Below are 19074 nucleotides of genomic sequence, written 5' to 3' on the forward strand. Positions count from 1 at the left end.
TGTTGAATCAACTTCAGCTTCTAATTTTTCTACGAATAATACGTCGCCCTCTTGAACTCTGTATTGCTTCCCACCTGTTTTTACTACTGCGTACATTAAAACACCTCCTCATAACGGTCTCGCCACTGTGGGTACAAAGTAAACTTTGTTTAATAAAAACCCATTCGCGTGCGGTTTACTAAATCATATTATCATAAACTACATTTTTTGTAAAGAATAATCTTAATATTTTTCTACACCTTTTATTAGATAATTTTTTAGGTTTTCCCTCTGGTTTAAGAAGATTATAGGTTCTATTTTATAGCCATCTATTCCATCAACATAATTTAAATATATTTCTTTATCTAAACTATCTATATTTTTTAAAAATGTTACTATATCACCTTGCACTCTTTCTTTATAGCTTGAATCAAGTTCAATGTAAAAGCTTTTTATTGTATTTTCTTCTAATGATTTTAAAATTTCATTTTTTATAAGCTGTTCTACATAAGTAAGTCTTAAAACATTTCCTGTTCCCTTACATAAAGTACATTTTTCTTCTATGCTATCATAAATACTTTTCCCTCTTCTTTTTCTTGAAATTTGAATTAAATCAAGTTCTGTGAAAGGGAATATTTTAGAATTTCCACCATCTTTGCTTAATGCTTTTTTAAGTTCTTTCATAACCTTAACTCTATCATTTTTATCTCTTAAATCTATGAAATCTATAACAATTATTCCACTTAAATTTCTAAGCATTATTTGTTTTCCTATTTCTCTAGCAGCTTCTATGTTAGTAGTTAAAACTGTTTTTTGAAGATTTCTCTCTTTTGTATTTTTACCACTATTTATATCTATAACATACATAGCTTCTGTTTTTTCTATAACTATATTCCCTCCACAAGGAAGACTTATTTTATTGTGTCTTAACTTAAGTATTTCTTTTTCAATATCCAAATAATCAAAAAGTGTTCTAAGCCCATCATATTTTTCTATAATTATATTTTCTTCATCTAAGAACTTTTTTATAAACTCTTCATCTTCTTCATTATCAACGTATATTTTTAAATCTTCTTTTGTAATATTATCTATAATAACTTTACTTAAAGCAGCTTTTTTACCAAATACTCTTTCACATAAATTACTATAATTAAGTTTCTTTAAAAGTTTTTCATAAATACCTTTTAACCTTTTAGCTTCTGCTTTTAAAACATCCACTGCTACATTAGCACCCTCTGTTCTTATTGTTAAGTTCACACCTTCTATAGGTTCAAGTTCTGCTAAGATTAATTTTTTCTTTATTTCATCATTTATTCTTTTAGAAAATTCTATTTTTCCGTCTCCCTTTGAAAGAACAATATATTTTCCTGGAATGCTAACTTTATGTGTTACCTTAGCCCCCTTATCTCCTAGCGGCTCTTTTAAAACTTCTACTAAAAGTTCATCACCTTTTTTTATATTTAGCTTTTTAAGGTCATCACTATAATACATATAGCCTTCTTTTAGAAGCCCCATATCTAAAAAGATTGAGTTTATTGCAGGCACGATATTTTTAACTCTTGCTTTGTAAATTTCTGATGTTACTGGCTCATCATTTTTTTCTTCTATAAAGCATTCTTCTAAAATACCATTCTCACGAACAGCCACTCTTAAAAGATTCTCGCTTCTTTCAATACATACTTCTCTCATTTAATCCACTTCCTATACACATTCATATAACGGTACTAATATTTCTTCCTTTAGACAATACATCTCTTCTCTTTTTATTTCTACAAATTCATCTTCTAAAACATTTGTAGTCTCTCTTTTTATTAATTCAACAAAAAGGTCTGCTGATAAATGCTCTCGGCTTCCTGCACTAATTAAAATATTGAAAACACCAACATTTTCCTTCTCCCAATATTTCATTTCTTTCACCATAGGCTTTATATCAACTTCTTTTTCTGATCTTTTTGATCTTTTAACTATATTCCACTCGCTCTTTTCTTCTAAAGCTTTCATGTCAGAATTAAAGTTTTTCATATCTGAATATTTTATCTTTATTATATATCTAGCTCCGTCTATTAAAGCCATAGCTTGAGGAACTTTTTTCTCATTTTGCTTCGGTGCTGGAATAAATGTAGCTTTACTGAATCTAACACCTCTTGCTGATGCTTCATTTAATTTTTCTACGATTTCTTCTAAATCTACTTCTTCATCTAGTATTAAATCCATATATTCACCATCTGAATATACTCCAACTGATAAAGGTTGTGCAATTGATGTTGCCATATGTGGATTAAATCCTTGTGAATAGTGAACAGGAAGTCCTGATCTTCTTACTGCTCTTTGTATAGTTCTTAAAAGGTCTAAATGTGATATAAACTTTATATCAGCCTCTTTAGTGTATTTTATTAAGTATCGCACCTTCAAAACACTCTCCTTCTTTAAAGTTTACGTTAACTCCACATCCTGTACATCCTTTTCTACAGTTTTGTGTAAGTTCTGCTTTTTTAGCTTTTTCATTTTCAACTTCTACATATTTTCTAGTTACTCCTATATTTATAAAGTCCCATGGAAGTATTTCGTCATAGCTTCTTTCTCTAAATGCATAGAAATCTCCATCTACACTGCACTCACTTAAAGCTTCCATCCATGTATCAAACTTGAAGTATTCATTCCATCCATCAAACTTACATCCTTTTTCAAATGCTTTTACTAAAACATCACAAAGCTTTCTATCTCCTCTTGCAAATATTGCTTCTAAATAAGAAGTTTTTTGCTCATGGTAATTGTAAGTTACTGCTGGTGATTTTAATGAATATTTAACCGCTTTAATCTTTTCAATAACCTCTTCTTTTCTTTCCATTGGTGCCCATTGGAATGGTGTAAATGCTTTTGGTACAAGTATTGATGTACTAACTGTAACTCTAAGACCTTTGTTTCTTACATCCTTAGGTACTTCAAAATATTTATCCACAATCTTTTGTGCTAATTCCCCAATTGCTGCACAATCTTCTCTATTTTCATAAGGAAGACCTATTATAAAGTAAAGCTTCAGTCTGCTCCATCCTGCTTCAAAAGCACTTTTAGCAGCTTCTAATATTTTCTCTTCAGTTAATCCTTTGTTTATTATATCTCGCATTCTTTGTGAACCAGCTTCTGGTGCAAAAGTTAATCCTGATTTTCTAACCTTTTGGATTTCTTTAATTAAGTCTACTGAGAATGCATCTACTCTTATTGAAGGTAATGCTACCCCAACCTTATTTTTTTCATGTTCTTCTATTAAATCATTTATAAGATTTTGAATGTCTGAGTAATCACATGTACTTAAAGATGCAAGTGAGATTTCTTGATACCCTGTTTTCTCAACCATCTCTCTAGCTTGTTTTACTAATGTGTCTCTAGTTTTCTCTCTTACAGGTCTATAAATCATACCTGCTTGACAGAATCTACACCCATTTGTACACCCTCTAAATGTTTCAAGAACTATTCTATCATGAACAATTTCACTATAAGGAACTACCATTTCTGTTGGATACTCTACCTTATCAAAATCATTTATTATTCTCTTCTTAACTGTCTTTGGAACATCATCATACTTTGGTTTAAACTCTTTTATTGTTCCATCTTCATTATAAGAAACCTCATATAATGAAGGAACGTAAATTCCATCTATTTTAGATATTTCTCTTAAGAAACCTTTTTTATCATTTTTCCCTTTATACTTTTTATAAATATCAAGTACATCATTCATCATCTCTTCACCTTCACCAAGCTCAAAGAAATCAATTATATCATAAAGAGGTTCTGGATTATAAGCACAAGGTCCACCTGCCATTATTATAGGTTCATCTTCCCCTCGTTCAGATGCTCTTATGGGGATTCCTGACATATCTAGCATATTTAATATATTTGTATAACTCATTTCATATTGAAGAGTAAATCCTAACATATCAAACTCTTTTAATGGTGTCTTTGTCTCTAATGTATAAAGAGAAATATTATTTTTTCTAAGTTGCTCCTCCATATCAGGCCAAGGTGCAAAAACTCTTTCACAGTATGTATCTTTTCTAGTATTTATTGTGTGATAAAGTATTCTTGTTCCTAAATGAGACATTCCTACTTCATAAACATCAGGAAAGCAAAATGCAAACCTTAAATCTATATCTTTTAAATCTTTAACTACTTCATTTAATTCTCCACCAACATATCTTGATGGCTTTTCAACTCTACATAAGATATTATCAGAAATTTTATTCATGAATTATAGTCCTCCTCGTGTTCTAAAGTTTTATTCTTACATATTTATTTATTCTAGCACAAAAATATTTTTTCTTCTATTTTTTCGCAAAATTAAAAGCCCTCAAAAGAATATATAAACACTTGCTTATATTACTTCTTTAAAAGGCTTTTCTATCTTTTACTTGAGATAGGTTTTGTGTGGAAATTAATGGTTTCAAATGAAAGATATTTTAGAGATAACTTTCATTACTATTATCTCTATTTTTTAAAATTAAATACTCTTTTATTTCAATATTTCCAAACTTTTTTAATCCATCTATAACTTCATCTTCTCTAACTTGTCCTAGACACTTTAACTCTTCATCTAATACATAAAATATATTAAACTTATTTTTATCAACCATTCTAAGTAAATTTAATAAACTACTGTTTTGAGAAACTGATATGCTTCTATTTTCTATATATTCATATTTTTCTATAAGTGTTCCCTTTCTATAAAGGTCCTTCATCATTATATAAATAGCTGCTTTTTTTTCAATATATGTAGAATATACTATTAACCCACTTATTAGTGGTAATCCAATAATAACTTCTCCTCTAATTAAATAAAATGAAAAAATACATATCAATATTCCTGAAAAAATGTAACTTATATTTGATATACTTTGTCTAGCTTTTTTAAATGTTCCTATTTTGCTAAATATTATTTCTAATATTCTAGAGCCATCTAGAGGATATACAGGAATTATATTAAATATAAAAATTCCTAAATTTATATCTCCTATAATCCTTAACACTTCATTATTTAATCCCCTGTTTATACAAAAGATAAAAGTAAAAACTAACAAGTTAAACATTGGCCCTGCCATATATAAATTTAATTTTTCCATATCTTTTAAGTCATCTATATCAGAAAGACTTGCACTAGCACCAGTTAATGCTATTTTCACATCATAAAGTTTACATCCATAATGTTTTCCAACTATAATGTGTGATATCTCATGGAGAACTACTGATATTACTGCAATAAACATATCTCTACTAAGTGTCATTACAAGCACTAGTATAATCCCTTCTAATATTAGAGATTTTATTGATTTTTTCATTTTCACCTCAAAATTAAATTACTACTTTTCCTTAAATATTTTCAATTTCACTTCATCAATAAACTGATTTTCATTAAAATAGTAATCAGTTTTTAGTACTTCTATTACAGTTTTATTAAGTTCTCTAAACTCTTTTTCTTTAGTAATTCCACATACATATACTAAAATCCCTACACTCCCTACAGCTACCATTTGTAATCCTATAATTTTTAGAAAATCATAAATGTGCTCATTTATCCCCTTAACCTTACTTCTCCTATGATAACTTTCCCTATTTCCTCTTATATCACTATAATCTCTATTATTATATGTCCCTCTTCTATTATATGAACTTCTACCTGTCCCCATTTTTATACTCCTATAATATTCCTCATATTCACCTCTATAATATCCCACTTTTATCCCTCCTTATGTTTACCTTCTATTTATATTAAAATTTCTTTTATTTTATGAAAAAAAAGACACTTCAAATTTGAAGTGTCTTATAATCTAAAACCTAATTTTCTTTCTTCTCATACCTATATTTAGAACTAAACCAATTGTTACTACAATTGATAAAAGTGAACTTCCTCCATAACTAATTAATGGAAGAGTTATCCCTGTAATAGGCATAAGTCCAATTGTCATTCCAATATTTTGGAATATTGCAAAGAGGAAGTAGGCGGTTATACCTATACAAATAATAGAACCAAATACATCCTTTGCGGATCTTGCTATATTTATCATTCTTGTAATTAAGATTCCGTACATAGTAAGTAAGAATACTACTCCTAAGAATCCCCACTGCTCTGCAATTGCTGCAAAGATAAAGTCTGTTTGAACTTCAGGAACGTGTTGTGCTGCATATCCTGTTGTTCCATCATTATAAAGAGATGGTCTATCTCCAAATATTCCTCCAGCTCCTATACTGATTAAGGATTGACTTAAGTGATACCCTGTTGTAGTTGCATTTGCCTGTGGATGTAAGAATGATGTTATTCTAGCCTTTTGGTAATCCTGAATAAGTCCTACATTCCAAACTATAGCTACTACTACTACAAGTGCAGCAAATCCACCAATGAATATTCGTTTATCAAGCCCTGCTACAAAGAATATTCCAAGTACTATAAAGAAACAAACCATTGTCATACCCATATCTGGTTGAATTATAATGAATATCATTGGAATACCAGCATATATACAAAGCTTAACTAAATTTCTAAAGTTGTTAATTTGTAAGTCCATTTCTTCTAAACATTTTGCAAGCATCATAATCATTGCAACCTTTGCAATTTCTGATGGCTGTACTGAAATCGGTCCAAATCTAAGCCATCCTCTAGCTCCATTTACAACTGTTCCCATAAATCTTGTAATTATAAGTAAAACTATTGATGCCCAATAAAATATTGGTACATAATTATAAAAAAATCTATAATCTACAGACACAAATATATAAAGTGCAACCATAGATATAAGCATCCATATAAATTGTTTCTCACCATATGTTTTTCCATACGTTCCCTTTGTACATAGATAGATATTTAATATTCCAAATAATATTAATACTATCATTGAAATCAGAAGCAATTTATCTATATCTCTTATCTTCTTAAAATCTAATCTATTTCTTTTAGTCGTTCCACCATCAAATAATAAATCTCGTCTGAGCAAGAATCCCCACCTCCTAAAAGTTTTAATTATTCTTTTGTAATACTAGTCTATTATATATCATTATTTTCGCATTCTCTATAAAAAATACTCATTCCTTATAAAAAATAATAAATTTTTAATAAAAGTTATTATAAAAAAAGGCTAATTATGGATTTTAAAATAAAATCTAATTAACCTTCTTATTTTTATTTTACTTTATCTACCTTTTATATTTTTTATTGGAATATTTGCTATTAATGAAGATGGAGTCGCTTCTCCTTCTTCAACATCACTTTTACTTACTGATATATCTACATCATCTACTTGAATCTCAATATACTTTGTAAGTACTGCTAGTATCTCTGTTCTAATTTTCTCTAAAGTTTCTTCTGGTAAATCTCCTCTGTCGTGAATAAGTATAAGCTTAAGTCTATCTTTTGCAATCTCTTTTGGTTTTTGTCGTCCAAAATTAAAAATTCCCATTTTTAAAGCCCCCTATTTACGCTTAAAAAGCTTCATTAAACTTCCAAAGAATCCTGATGATTCTTCTGTAAATTCCATTATTGGAACTTCCTCACCATTTAATCTTCTAGCTATATTTTTAAATGCTTTTCCTGTTTGTGATTCACCATCTAAAACTATTGGCTCCCCTTTGTTTGTTGAAACTGAAACTCTCTTATCATCTGGAACTACTCCTAAAAGTTTAACTGATAAAACTTCAATAATATCATTAACTCCTAGCATATCTCCGCTTTGAGCCATTTCCTGATTCAATCTGTTTACAACTACGCCATGATCAGTTAAACCTTTTGCATCAAGCTTTCCTATAACTCTATCAGCATCTCTTATAGATGTTATTTCTGGATTTACTACTACTACAGCTTTATCAGCTCCAACTGCTGCATTTTCAAATCCTCTTTCTATTCCTGCTGGAGAATCTATTAACACATAATCAAATTCATCCTTAAGTTCTTTTATTATTTTAAGCATGTCTCTTGTGTCTATGTCATCTTTATCCTTTGATTGTGCTGTTGGAAGTAGATATAAGCTTTCAAATCTCTTATCTTTTATAAGTGCTTGCTTTAATCTACATCTGTTTTCTATTACATCTATAATTGTATATACAATTCTATTTTCTAATCCCATTAATACATCTAGGTTTCTAAGACCTGTATCTCCATCTACTACTACTACTTTCTTTCCTATAGATGCAAGTGCTGTCCCTAAGTTTGCAGTTGTTGTTGTTTTACCAACTCCACCCTTTCCCGATGTAATTACTATAGATACTCCCATTTTGTTTAATCCCTCCACTAATAAATATATTTATTCTCTAAATATGGCTCTACTGTTATCATGCCATCTTTTATCTTCGCTACTTCTGGATATGTAGGTTTTTCTGAATCTGGCGACATTGCAATTCTATTTGCAATTTTTAAAATTTCCGGTTGCAGTAAAAATGCTGCTATAATAGCCTTATCATTTCCATTTGCTCCTGCAAAAACAGTCCCCTTTATGCTTCCTAAAACAATTATGTTTCCTGCTGCTTTGACCTCTGCCCCACTATTTATATCTCCAATTATTACTACATTTCCATTATAGCTAATGCATTGGCCTCCTCTTACTGTTTTTCTCAAAAATTTTGTTTTCCCTTCATATATACCAGCAAATACTTTGTTTACTTCTTTAGATTCAATCTCTTCCTCTTTTGTATTTAAAATAACTTCGCTTATTCCAATTTCTTCTTTTAGTTTTTCTTGCAAATGAATAATCTCTTTTTCAGTTATCATATTAAGATCGATTGTTACGGCTAAAGAAACACCTTTATAAAATTTCTTTCCTTTAGATAATCTTTCCATAAGCTCAATAAACATTTCATTATAATCTTTATATATATTCATATCTACGTCTATAATAAGACCTTTTCCATTTCCTTTTATAACTATTCCATCTTGCAAAACTCTACCTCCGAAGCTAAATAATACATTTTTTATGTATTCTACAAATTTTTGTAAAAAACTTTTAAGTTTTTATTCTTTTTATCCTTCTTATTATATCACCAATATTTATTTTTTTACATATTACTTTAACTTTTCGTTTAAATTTTATGAAAAAAAGAGGTAATTTTTTTACTCATTACCTCTTTTTGTTATTTTTTATTCATTTTTATCTTTTTCAGTCTTTTTTTCTTCCTTATTATCCTTTGGTGCATCTAATACATACTTTTTAAAACTTGCTGAACTTTGTACATATTCTGGATAACTTTTTTGAAGTATATCTTTAAAGTATGCTTCATATGCTGCTTTTGCAACTGGTGCTGTATATGCTCCATGTCCCCCATCATAAATTGCTCCAACAAAAGCTATTTCTGAATTTTCAACTGGTGCAAAACTTACATAAGTTGCATAAGGTGATCTTCCATACTCTCTTTGTGTATTACTATAATCTGCTGTTCCTGTTTTACCTGCTGATGGAATTGGGAAATTATTAAATGTTGATGCTGCTGTTCCCTGATCTCCATCATTTGCTTTTGACATTCCTGCCTTTACAGCTTTTATTGTACTATCTTTTAGCTTAATCTTCTCTAGAATAGTTGGCTCTACATTTTTTATAACTCTACCATCTGCTGATACAACTTTATCTACAAGATTTAAAGAATATCTTGTTCCACCATTCGCTATTGTAGTTATATATGACATTAACTGAAGTGGACTAAATTGATTTATCCCTTGCCCTATCGAAGAAAATATAATCTCAGCTGGAGACATTATATTTACTATCTTATCATTAACAGTAAACCTTGCTATAACCATTGAAACTTTCTTTGACTGTTCTTCAATATTTGTATTTTTATTTGAAGATAAGTTTTCTTTATATTTTTCTGAAAGATTCATAATTTTTCTTACATCTGGAAGTACATACTCACTAAATTTCTCTGTAGACATTCCCTCTGCATCTGTTCCTACTAATTGAAGTCTTTCTGTTATTTTACTTTTTAAATCAACCTTTGCTTTTTCAAGTTCTGGTGAATCTGAAAGACTTGCTGCAAAGTCAAATGGTACAAAAGTTTCTCCTAAATATCTTCCTTTAGATAAATAATCATTAAGTTCAAACTTTGCAAAACTTATTAAGTTTTGTTTATTTGTTTCAAAATTATATGTTTGACCAACAGTTGTTTCTTCTATTTCAATTCCTGTTGATGGATTTCCTTCACTATTTGGATCTGTTCCTAGACCAAACTTCCAAGCCCACTTAGCTAAACTATCTAATGCAACCTTTTTAGCTTCTACTTCTGTAAGACTCTTATTTTCATTTAACGCTTTTGCATATAATCTATATGCAGTCTCGTAAAAATATACGTTACATGATACTTCTAATGCTTTAGATACATCAGTAGGTCCATGACTTCCTCCATTTGCATGTATCCAACATGCTGGAGCAAATCCTCCTCCAAATACTGATGGTCTATTATTAAATACTCCACCTGCCATAATTTGCTCTGAAGGACTTATAACTCCTTCTTCTAATCCTGCAATTGCTGTAAGAGGTTTAAAGATTGACCCTGGAGGTAATGTTCCAAGTGTTGCATAATTGTAAAATGGCTTTGGATATAAATCATACTTATCTTCTCTATTACCATTCTTATCTTTTGGGAATAATTGATCTACTGACTTTGTTACTCCTGGCATATTTACAATTTTCTTTCCATAGGCTTCTAAATCTGGTGAAAAATATTCCTTTATGTTATCAGATGACAATTGCCCTGGTATTGCAAACATATTAGGGTCAAAATCAGGATAACTTGTCATTCCAATTATCTTTCCTGTTTTAACTTCTGCAACCATTGCAAAACCTCTAGTAGCATTTTGAAACGTATAACCCTTACTATCTCTAGTTGATGATTGTACTTTCTTTATTGTATCTTCTAGTGATTGCTGAAGTGCATATTGAACATCCTTATTTATATTTAAATGAACAGTGTTTCCAGGATAAGATTCTAATTTAAATAATTCTTCTGTTTCTCTCCCTGATGAATTTACTTTAACAGTTTTTCCTCCCTTAGTTCCTTTAAGTTCATTTTCATATGCACTTTCAATTCCAACTTTTCCAATTAAATCTGTTGATGCATCATACCCTCTTAATTCATAATTAGCCTTTAAAGAACTATCTATTGGAGATACGTACCCTAAAACGGCTGATGCTAAATCGCCATACGGATAATCACGAACCGGTTCCATATCTACATCAATTCCCGGCATATCATTTAGCTTTTGATATATTGTAAATGCAGTTTCTTCCTTTATATTATTTGCAATTGTCACAGAACGATAGTTCTTAAAACTTTGTATTCTAATAGCATCTTTTACTATTAAGTATTTATTTATTATTTCAATTGGATACTCTCTCTCTATAATTTGTAATAATTCTTCTCCAGACATTTTACTATAAGCTTTTTTTCTTTCGTCATATGATGTAACTTCTGCTTTATAGCTTTCCTTTTCAGCTTTTGTCATAGCTCCACTTTTCTTAACAGGCTTTGAATCTACCATTTCAATTAAGTTATATGTTTTTACTAAATAAGCATACGCTTCCTTTGCTGTTACTGCCTTTAATTTTTCATCAATTTCTTTTATTTGACTCTCTTCTAGATCTCCCTCTTCATCGGGAAACATTTTTTTTCTAAAATAATCATTAATTCCTCTATCTTTTAAAAATCTTAATTTATCTGCATCTTGATTTTCTAAATCTGAACTTTTAAACTCAAAATATGCTTCTCCCTTTTCATTTAATTTTAGAATCATATCATTTAAAAGTTTTTCATCATTATTATCTAATATTTTAAAAACTTCTTCCATAGTTTCATAAAAGTTATATTTTCCCTCTAATGGAGTAGTATATCTTAAAATATATATTTGTTTATTAGTTGCAAGGATATTACCTTCATTATCTTTAATTTCTCCTCTTGGCGTTTTCTTAGTTACAAATCTAACTGCATTTGCCTTAGCTTGATCTACATAATGATTATGCTTGTACACCTGTAAATAAAGCATTCTTAAAGCTATTAGTGAAAATATTCCACCAGTAATACATTTCATAATTATAAATCTTGATATTGGTTTCTTTCCCTTTTTAGGCTTATTTACTATCATACTAATCTCCATTCCCTCAAAATACTCTTATATATTAATTATACACATTTAAATTCACTTTTTATTAACATATTATTAATAATATTACCATATTTTTTCTCCTTAATGAATAGTTATTTTAAAATTTTATAAAAAAAAGTTATTCTTCAGTAGTTTTTTGTCTACTTCAGAATAACTTTTATGAATTTTTATTTAATTAGTTCCAAACTCATTCATTATTTGGCTTTGTTCTTTTTTAGCTTCCGCTTTTTGCTTTTGAAGTTCTTTTCCCCCTGTACTACCTGGATAATTATCCTTTGGTGCATTTAAGACATATTTATTAAAAGTATATGATGTATACCCTTTCTTAAGTAATTCATCTTTAAAGTATGCCTCATAAGTAGACCTTGCAACATTTGCTGTATATCCTCCATGACCTCCATCATAAATTACACCTACAAATGCAATTTCAGGATCATTAAATGGAGCAAAACTTACGTAAGTTGCATATGGAGATCTACCAAAATCTCTTTGATTTTCTGCATAATCTGCTGTTCCTGTTTTACCTGCCGTCTCTATTGGGAAATTTCCAAATACTGATTCTGCTGTTCCTCCCTCAGAATCATTTGCTCTTCTCATCCCTTCTTTAACAGCTGCTAAATCTGTTTTATTTAAGTTCAACTGTTCTAAAACTTGAGGCTCTTCTTTCTTTATAACTTTCCCATCTGGAGTAGTTACTTCATCAACTAAGTGAAGTTTATATCTTGTTCCTCCATTTGCAAGTGTTGATATATATGATGCAAGTTGTACTGGTGTAAAGTTATTTATACCTTGCCCTATAGCTGCATATACAAGTTGTGCTGGAGACATAATTTCTCCTGCTACATCTCTTATAGTAAATTGAGTTATTACTGTACTTACAGTTTTAGCTTGCTCATCAATACTTACATTTTTATGATTTTTTTGATACTCTTCAAATGATTTTTTATACTGTGGTGAAACTTCCATTATCTTTTGTACTATTGGATAAATTTCATCATAGAACTGGTTATAATCTGCTACCTGCTTATCAGTACCTACTGCATTTAATCTAGTATTTATAGTATTCTTTAATTTTGTTTTTAAATCTGAAAGCTGTTGTGAGTCATTTTTATTTGCTGCAAAATCAAATGGAGCAAACTTATATATACCTTGATAATTTCCTTCTGTTAAATATGTGTTTAAGTTAAACTTAGAGAATTGTATAGCATTATCTTTATAACTTTGGAAATTATATACCTGCCCATTTGTATTCTCAGGTATTTCAAGTCCTGTACTAGGATTAGACTTACTATCTGGGTTATGCCCAAGTCCAAACTTCCATGCCCATCTTGCAAGTGAATTTAAAGCATATATCTGTGCTTCATTTCCTTTTAAGTCTGTTGTTTTAAGTGCATGTTCATATAATCTATATCCCATTTCATAGAAATAGAAGTTACATGATACTTGCAGAGCTTTTTCAACATCAGTAGGTCCATGTGAACCATGTGAATCTGAATATATCCAACATTGTGGTGCAAAGCCTTTTCCAAAAACATCTGGATGTGTATTAAATACTCCTGTTGCATTTACAGTTTCATTTGGAGTTGTTACTCCTTCTTCTAGTGCTGCGATAGCTGTAAGTGGCTTGAATATTGAACCTGGTGGCATTGTTCCAAGCGTTGCATAGTTATAAAATGGTTTTGGATATAAATCATATTTATCTTCTCTATTACCATTTTTGTCTTTTGGGAATAATTCATCTACTGTTTTTGTAACCCCTGGTATAGCTGCTTCCTTCTTTCCAAAAGCCTCTAAATCAGGATTGAAATATTTTTCATATTCCTGTTGATCTAATTGTCCTGGAATTGCAAACATATTAGGATTATAATCTGGATAACTTGCCATAGCAATTATAGCTCCAGTTTTTACATTTACTGCAAGTGCAGCCCCTCTTGTTGCATTTGGGAAAGTGTGACCTTGATTATCTTTTATATTTGTTCTTATATTATCTATTGTATCTTTTAAAGACTCTTGCATTGCATATTGAACATTCTTATCTATTGTTAAATGTACATTGTCTCCTGGATAGGATTCTAGGTTGAATAAGTTATCTGTAATTCTTCCTTGTGAATTTACTTTAACTGTTTTTCCACCTTGAGTTCCACGAAGTTCATCTTCATATGCTTTTTCAATTCCAGCTTTACCAACTAAATCTGTAGATACATCATAGCCTCTTAATGAATATTCATCTTTTAATGAACTATCTATTGGTGATACATATCCTAAAACTGATGATGCTAAATTATCATATGGATAATATCTTACTGGCTGTAGGTCTACATCAATTCCTGGTAATTCATTCAATTGTTGATATATAATAAATGCTGTATTTTTCTTTATATTATTTGCTATAGTTACTGCTCTATATCCTTTAAAACTTTGCATTTTCATTGCATCTTTTACTACAACGTAATCTCTTATCTCTTCCAACGGATACTTCTGAAGTAAAAGCTTAAGTTCATCTGCACCAGTCATATTTTTGTACTCTTGCATTTTTAAGTTGTATTCTCCAAGTTCCTTATTATAAGCATCTTTTTGCTCTTTTGTTAAATTTCCTGCTGGTTGTTGTGGTTTTGGACATATTAACGAAATTAATCCATATGTTTTAATTAAATAATCAAAAGCTTCTTCCGGAGTTATTTTTAATAACTCTGCATTAACTTCTGCTACTTCTGTATCATTAAAATCTTTTTTCTCTGGACCAAATAGTTTAACCTGAATTTTCTCATTCATTCCCCTATCTCTTAAGAATCTTATTTTTTCATATTCCTGCGCTTCACTTGAACTACTTTTATATGAAAAATAAAATTGCCCTTTATCATTTAACTTTAACATCATATCATCTTCTAAGTTCTCCTTATTATCCTTTAAAATGCTAAAAATTTTTCCCATAGTTTTATAAAAATTATCTTCCCCTGTTGATGGCATTGTATATGTAATATTATAAATTTCTTTTGTTGTTGCAAGTATATTTCCATTATCATCTACAATATTTCCTCTTGGTGCATCTTGTGCTATAAACCTTGTTGCATTTTCTGTTGCTATCTCTTTATAATGATTATGTTTATAAATTTGAATATAAAGCACTCTTATTCCTATTACTGTAAAAACACCTAGCATTACAATTTTAGCTACCTTATATCTTGATACCTTCTTTTTTTTCTTCTTAGGTTTATTTACTATCATCTACCCCTCCACCTTATTTTCATTCTAAATATTCATAAAATAAGTATTTAATTAATATTAAACATCTTTACAACTTATTTTTCATAAATTTTTCAAAAAATTCTATTACATTTAATATTTTACCATAAATATTAAAATGTAAAAGAAAAAATCCGTAGAAAATTCATTTTTCTACGGATTTTTTTAATTAAATTAATTTTTTCTTAATTAGTTTGCTGGAGTAATTTCTCCACCGACACTATCAGTTTTTCTTAATTTTGCCATTTCTTCATTAGCTTTTTGACTTCCTGGATAGTTATCAGCTGGTGCATCTAAAACATATTGAGTAAAGCTTGCAGATTTATATCCCATCTTAATAAGCTCATTTTTAAAATATGCTTCATATGCAGCTTTCGCTACCATTTGAGCCATAGCTCCATCATACATAACTACCATTACGGCAATTTGTGGATTTTTATATGGAGCAAATCCTATATAAGTTGCATATGGAGCTCTTCCATATGTTCTTTGATCTGCTGAAACGTCCGCTGTTCCTGTTTTACCTGCTGTAGGTATTGGGAAGTTTCCAAATGACGCAATTGCTGTTCCTTGAGAACCTGATGTAACTAATCTCATTCCTTCATGTATAGTATCTATTGTACTTTGACTCATTGGAATTTTATTTAATACTTGTGGTTCTGTTTTTTGAACTACTTGACCTGATGGTGTAGTTACTTCACTAACTAAATGTAATTTATATCTAGTTCCTCCATTTGCTATTGCCATTGCATATGATGCAAGTTGAATAGGTGTAAAGTGATTTATACCTTGCCCTATACATGCATATATAAGTTGTGCTGGTGAAAGCATTTGGTTTTGATCTTCTATTGTAAAATCAGCAATAGTAGTTGATACTGCTTCTGCTTGATTTTGTAAGCTCGCACTTGGATTTTTATCTTTATATGCTTTAAACTCTGCTTGATACGTTGGTGAATCTTGCATTAATTTTAAAACATTTGGATAAACTTGTGCATAAAATGCATTTGCATCTGGTTGTGGATTACTTGTTCCTACCGCCTCTAATCTTGTGTTAACTTGATTTTTAATAGTAGTTTTAAGATCTGCAACCTCTTTAGAATCTTTCGAATCTGTTGCTAAAGTTATAGGTAAGAAACTTAATGAATCATACTGCCCTTTAACTAAAAATGCATTTAAATTATATTTTGCATAAAGTATTGTATCCGCTTTAAAGCTTTGGAAATCATATACTTGCCCATAATTATTTTCAGGAATTTCTATCCCTGTTGGCTCATCCGTTGGTTGATCTGGATTATGTCCAAGTCCAAACTGCCATGCCCATCTTGCTAGGGAGTTTAAAGCATATATTTGTGCTTGTTGCCCCTTTAGCTTAGTAGTTGCTAATGCATGCATATATAATCTATATCCCATTTCATAATAGAATACGTCACTTGATCTTTCAAGCGCTGTTTGAAGTGTTATTGGTCCAAATCCTTGACCTGTTGCTCTTCCATACCATCCTTCTGGATCAAAGCCTTTACCAAATACTTGTGGGTACATGTTAAACTTCGCAGGACAATCAACATATTCTCCTGGAGAGTATACTCCTTCCTGCATTGCTGCAGTCGAAGTCATTGGTTTAAATATTGATCCTGGTGGAATTGCCCCCATTGTTGCATAATTATAGAATGGTTTTGGATAAAGGTTATATTTATCTTGTCTTTGTCCATCTGGCCCTATTGGGAACATTTGATTTACTGACATTGTAACCCCTGGCTCGCTAGCTATCTTTTCTCCAAATGCTTGCAAATTAGGATTAAAATACTCATTATATTGAGCTTGTGTAAGTTGTCCTGGTATTGCAAAAAGATTTGGATTAAAATTCGGATAACTTGCCATTCCTAATATATTCCCATTATGAACATCTACAACAACTGCAGCTCCTCTAGTCGCATTAGGGAATCCATAATTTCCTACTCCTAAGTTATCTGTACAGTTTGCTCTTACATAAGCCATTGTATCTTTTAATGACTCTTGAAGTGCATATTGAACCCCTTTATTAATAGTTAAGTGAACATTATCTCCTGGATATGGATTTATTGTATCTAGTTTCGCTGTTGTTCTTCCTTGCGCATCAACTTTAACAACTTGCCCTCCTGGCTGTCCTCTTAAATATTCTTGATACGAAGCTTCAATACCTGACGCACCAACTAATGCAGTACTAACATTGTATCCTTGCAACTCATACTCTGCTTGCTGTGTTCCACTAATCGGAGTTAAATATCCAATTACTGATGATGCTAAGTTGTTGTAAGGATAATATCTTACTGGTTGCATTTGAACATTTACTCCTGGAAGTCTATCTAATTCTTGATAAACATCAAAAGCCGTGCTCTTTTTAATATTAGATGCAATAGTAACTGTTCTTTCACCTTTAAAACTTTGCATTTTTATTTCATCTTTAACAATAATATAATTCATAATTTGCTGTTTTGTATAACCTTTTTTCATTAATAAATCTAACTGCTGTGCACCAGTCATTTTATTATAAATAGCCATTTGAGCATTATAAGATTTCATTTGAACCTTGTATTCATCTTTTTCTTTTCTTGTTGCATTGTTTGCTGGTGAATTTGGCATTGGCTCAATAAGACCTATAATATTATATTCTTTTACTAAATAATCAAAAGCTTGATCTGGAGTTACTTTTAATAAAGCATTATTTATTTCAGTTGTTTGTTCTTGACTTAATGCTTGAATTTCGTCTCCAAAAAGTTTTGTTTGAACTACTTCATTCATTCCTATATCTCTAAGATATCTTACTAACTCATATTGTTTTCCACTATCAGTATTTGTATCATATCCATAATATAAATCACCACTTGAATTCATCTTTAAAAGCATAGAATTGATAAGTTTATCATGATTATCGTTTATTATCCTAAATACTTCATCGATAGTTTGATAAAAATCAACTTCTCCTACTGATGGTTCTGTGTAAGTTAGATTATAGATATCTCTGTTAGTTGCTAAAACATTTCCTTGGTTATCTAGAATCTCTCCTCTTGGAGCGTCTTCCTCAATAAACCTAGTTGCATTTTGGCTAGCTATATTTTTATAGTAACTATGTTCAATTATTTGAATATAGATAAGCCTTGCACATATAGCTGCAAAAATGATTCCCATTATGACTTTAAAAACTGTATATCTAGAGAATCTCTTATTCTTTTTCTTCTTTGGTTTATTAACTATCATCTAAGCCTCCACTTACTCCTCAAACTTACTTTCTGTTTAGAAAATTTGAAAACATATCTATATACTATAAGCATTATTATTGAATTATATATCGCAACATAAATTATGTTACTTAAATCAACTTTATAATGCATTGCATAAAATATAATAAATACTGCTAAATGCTTTAAAATAGTCATTGCAAACATAGTTGCTACTGGTACAATATTCCTTCTTTTAAATACACTTTTCCCTATATATGCTGCTAAAAGACATATAAGCATATTTGTTAATGCATTAATTCCTATTGCATTATTAAAGAAAACATCTTGTAGTAGCCCACTAAGCACCCCAATAAAAACAGCTTCCTTTGGTTCATTTACTAATGAATATGCTACTGCAAATACAAATAATAAACTTGGGAAGGCACCCTTTATTGCTATGAAAGGTGCCACTGTATTATCAAATATTAAGAGGATTATGCATATTAAAATTATTATTATTCTCTTCAT

14 protein-coding genes are annotated in these 19074 nt (G+C 30.1%); all 14 read right to left on the minus strand.

What is annotated here, in order from left to right:
- On the minus strand, positions 1 to 96 hold a 96-nt coding region (locus ACRDDY_RS01945), incomplete at its 3' end, for a bL21 family ribosomal protein (RefSeq protein WP_438563315.1).
- Between the two features lie 126 nt (positions 97 to 222).
- Positions 223 to 1668: a ribonuclease E/G gene (locus ACRDDY_RS01950; protein WP_438563287.1), complete on the minus strand. Its 1446-nt coding sequence runs from the start codon at positions 1666 to 1668 to the stop codon at positions 223 to 225.
- A gap of 12 nt (positions 1669 to 1680) precedes the next feature.
- A complete protein-coding gene (locus tag ACRDDY_RS01955; protein ID WP_438563288.1) occupies positions 1681 to 2385 on the minus strand; it encodes a TIGR03936 family radical SAM-associated protein in 705 nt (234 codons plus the stop codon).
- Complete coding sequence (locus ACRDDY_RS01960) at positions 2360 to 4222, minus strand: TIGR03960 family B12-binding radical SAM protein (RefSeq protein WP_438563289.1); 1863 nt, start codon at positions 4220 to 4222, stop codon at positions 2360 to 2362. Before ACRDDY_RS01960 ends, ACRDDY_RS01955 begins: the two co-directional genes overlap by 26 nt.
- A 211-nt stretch (positions 4223 to 4433) precedes the next feature.
- On the minus strand, positions 4434 to 5309 hold the full coding sequence (locus tag ACRDDY_RS01965; protein WP_438563290.1) for a site-2 protease family protein: 876 nt from the start codon (positions 5307 to 5309) through the stop codon (positions 4434 to 4436).
- A 21-nt stretch (positions 5310 to 5330) separates the two neighbouring features.
- The gene (locus ACRDDY_RS01970; RefSeq protein WP_438563291.1) at positions 5331 to 5705 is read right to left on the minus strand and encodes a hypothetical protein; all 375 of its coding nucleotides are present in this window, start codon (positions 5703 to 5705) and stop codon (positions 5331 to 5333) included.
- A gap of 93 nt (positions 5706 to 5798) precedes the next feature.
- Complete coding sequence (gene rodA / locus ACRDDY_RS01975; protein ID WP_438563292.1) at positions 5799 to 6959, minus strand: rod shape-determining protein RodA; 1161 nt, start codon at positions 6957 to 6959, stop codon at positions 5799 to 5801.
- Between the two features lie 195 nt (positions 6960 to 7154).
- Complete coding sequence (gene minE, locus ACRDDY_RS01980; RefSeq protein WP_438563293.1) at positions 7155 to 7421, minus strand: cell division topological specificity factor MinE; 267 nt, start codon at positions 7419 to 7421, stop codon at positions 7155 to 7157.
- Positions 7422 to 7433: 12 nt separating this feature from the next.
- A complete protein-coding gene (minD, locus tag ACRDDY_RS01985) occupies positions 7434 to 8231 on the minus strand; it encodes a septum site-determining protein MinD (RefSeq protein WP_438563294.1) in 798 nt (265 codons plus the stop codon).
- Between the two features lie 17 nt (positions 8232 to 8248).
- Positions 8249 to 8893 carry a septum site-determining protein MinC gene (gene minC / locus ACRDDY_RS01990; RefSeq protein WP_438563295.1) on the minus strand — a complete coding sequence of 215 codons (645 nt, stop codon included), beginning with the start codon at positions 8891 to 8893 and terminating at the stop codon, positions 8249 to 8251.
- Positions 8894 to 9091: 198 nt separating this feature from the next.
- Positions 9092 to 12085 carry a penicillin-binding transpeptidase domain-containing protein gene (locus ACRDDY_RS01995; RefSeq protein WP_438563296.1) on the minus strand — a complete coding sequence of 998 codons (2994 nt, stop codon included), beginning with the start codon at positions 12083 to 12085 and terminating at the stop codon, positions 9092 to 9094.
- A gap of 192 nt (positions 12086 to 12277) precedes the next feature.
- Complete coding sequence (locus ACRDDY_RS02000; protein ID WP_438563297.1) at positions 12278 to 15331, minus strand: penicillin-binding transpeptidase domain-containing protein; 3054 nt, start codon at positions 15329 to 15331, stop codon at positions 12278 to 12280.
- 207 nt (positions 15332 to 15538) lie between these two features.
- Positions 15539 to 18583 (minus strand): penicillin-binding transpeptidase domain-containing protein, encoded by a 3045-nt coding sequence (locus tag ACRDDY_RS02005; RefSeq protein WP_438563298.1) that lies wholly within the window; start codon positions 18581 to 18583, stop codon positions 15539 to 15541.
- Positions 18580 to 19074 carry a rod shape-determining protein MreD gene (mreD, locus tag ACRDDY_RS02010; RefSeq protein WP_438563299.1) on the minus strand — a complete coding sequence of 165 codons (495 nt, stop codon included), beginning with the start codon at positions 19072 to 19074 and terminating at the stop codon, positions 18580 to 18582. The genes ACRDDY_RS02005 and mreD overlap by 4 nt, the downstream gene beginning before the upstream one ends.

It is taken from the genome of Clostridium sp. (assembly GCF_051656525.1).
Classification (GTDB): domain Bacteria; phylum Bacillota; class Clostridia; order Clostridiales; family Clostridiaceae; genus Clostridium.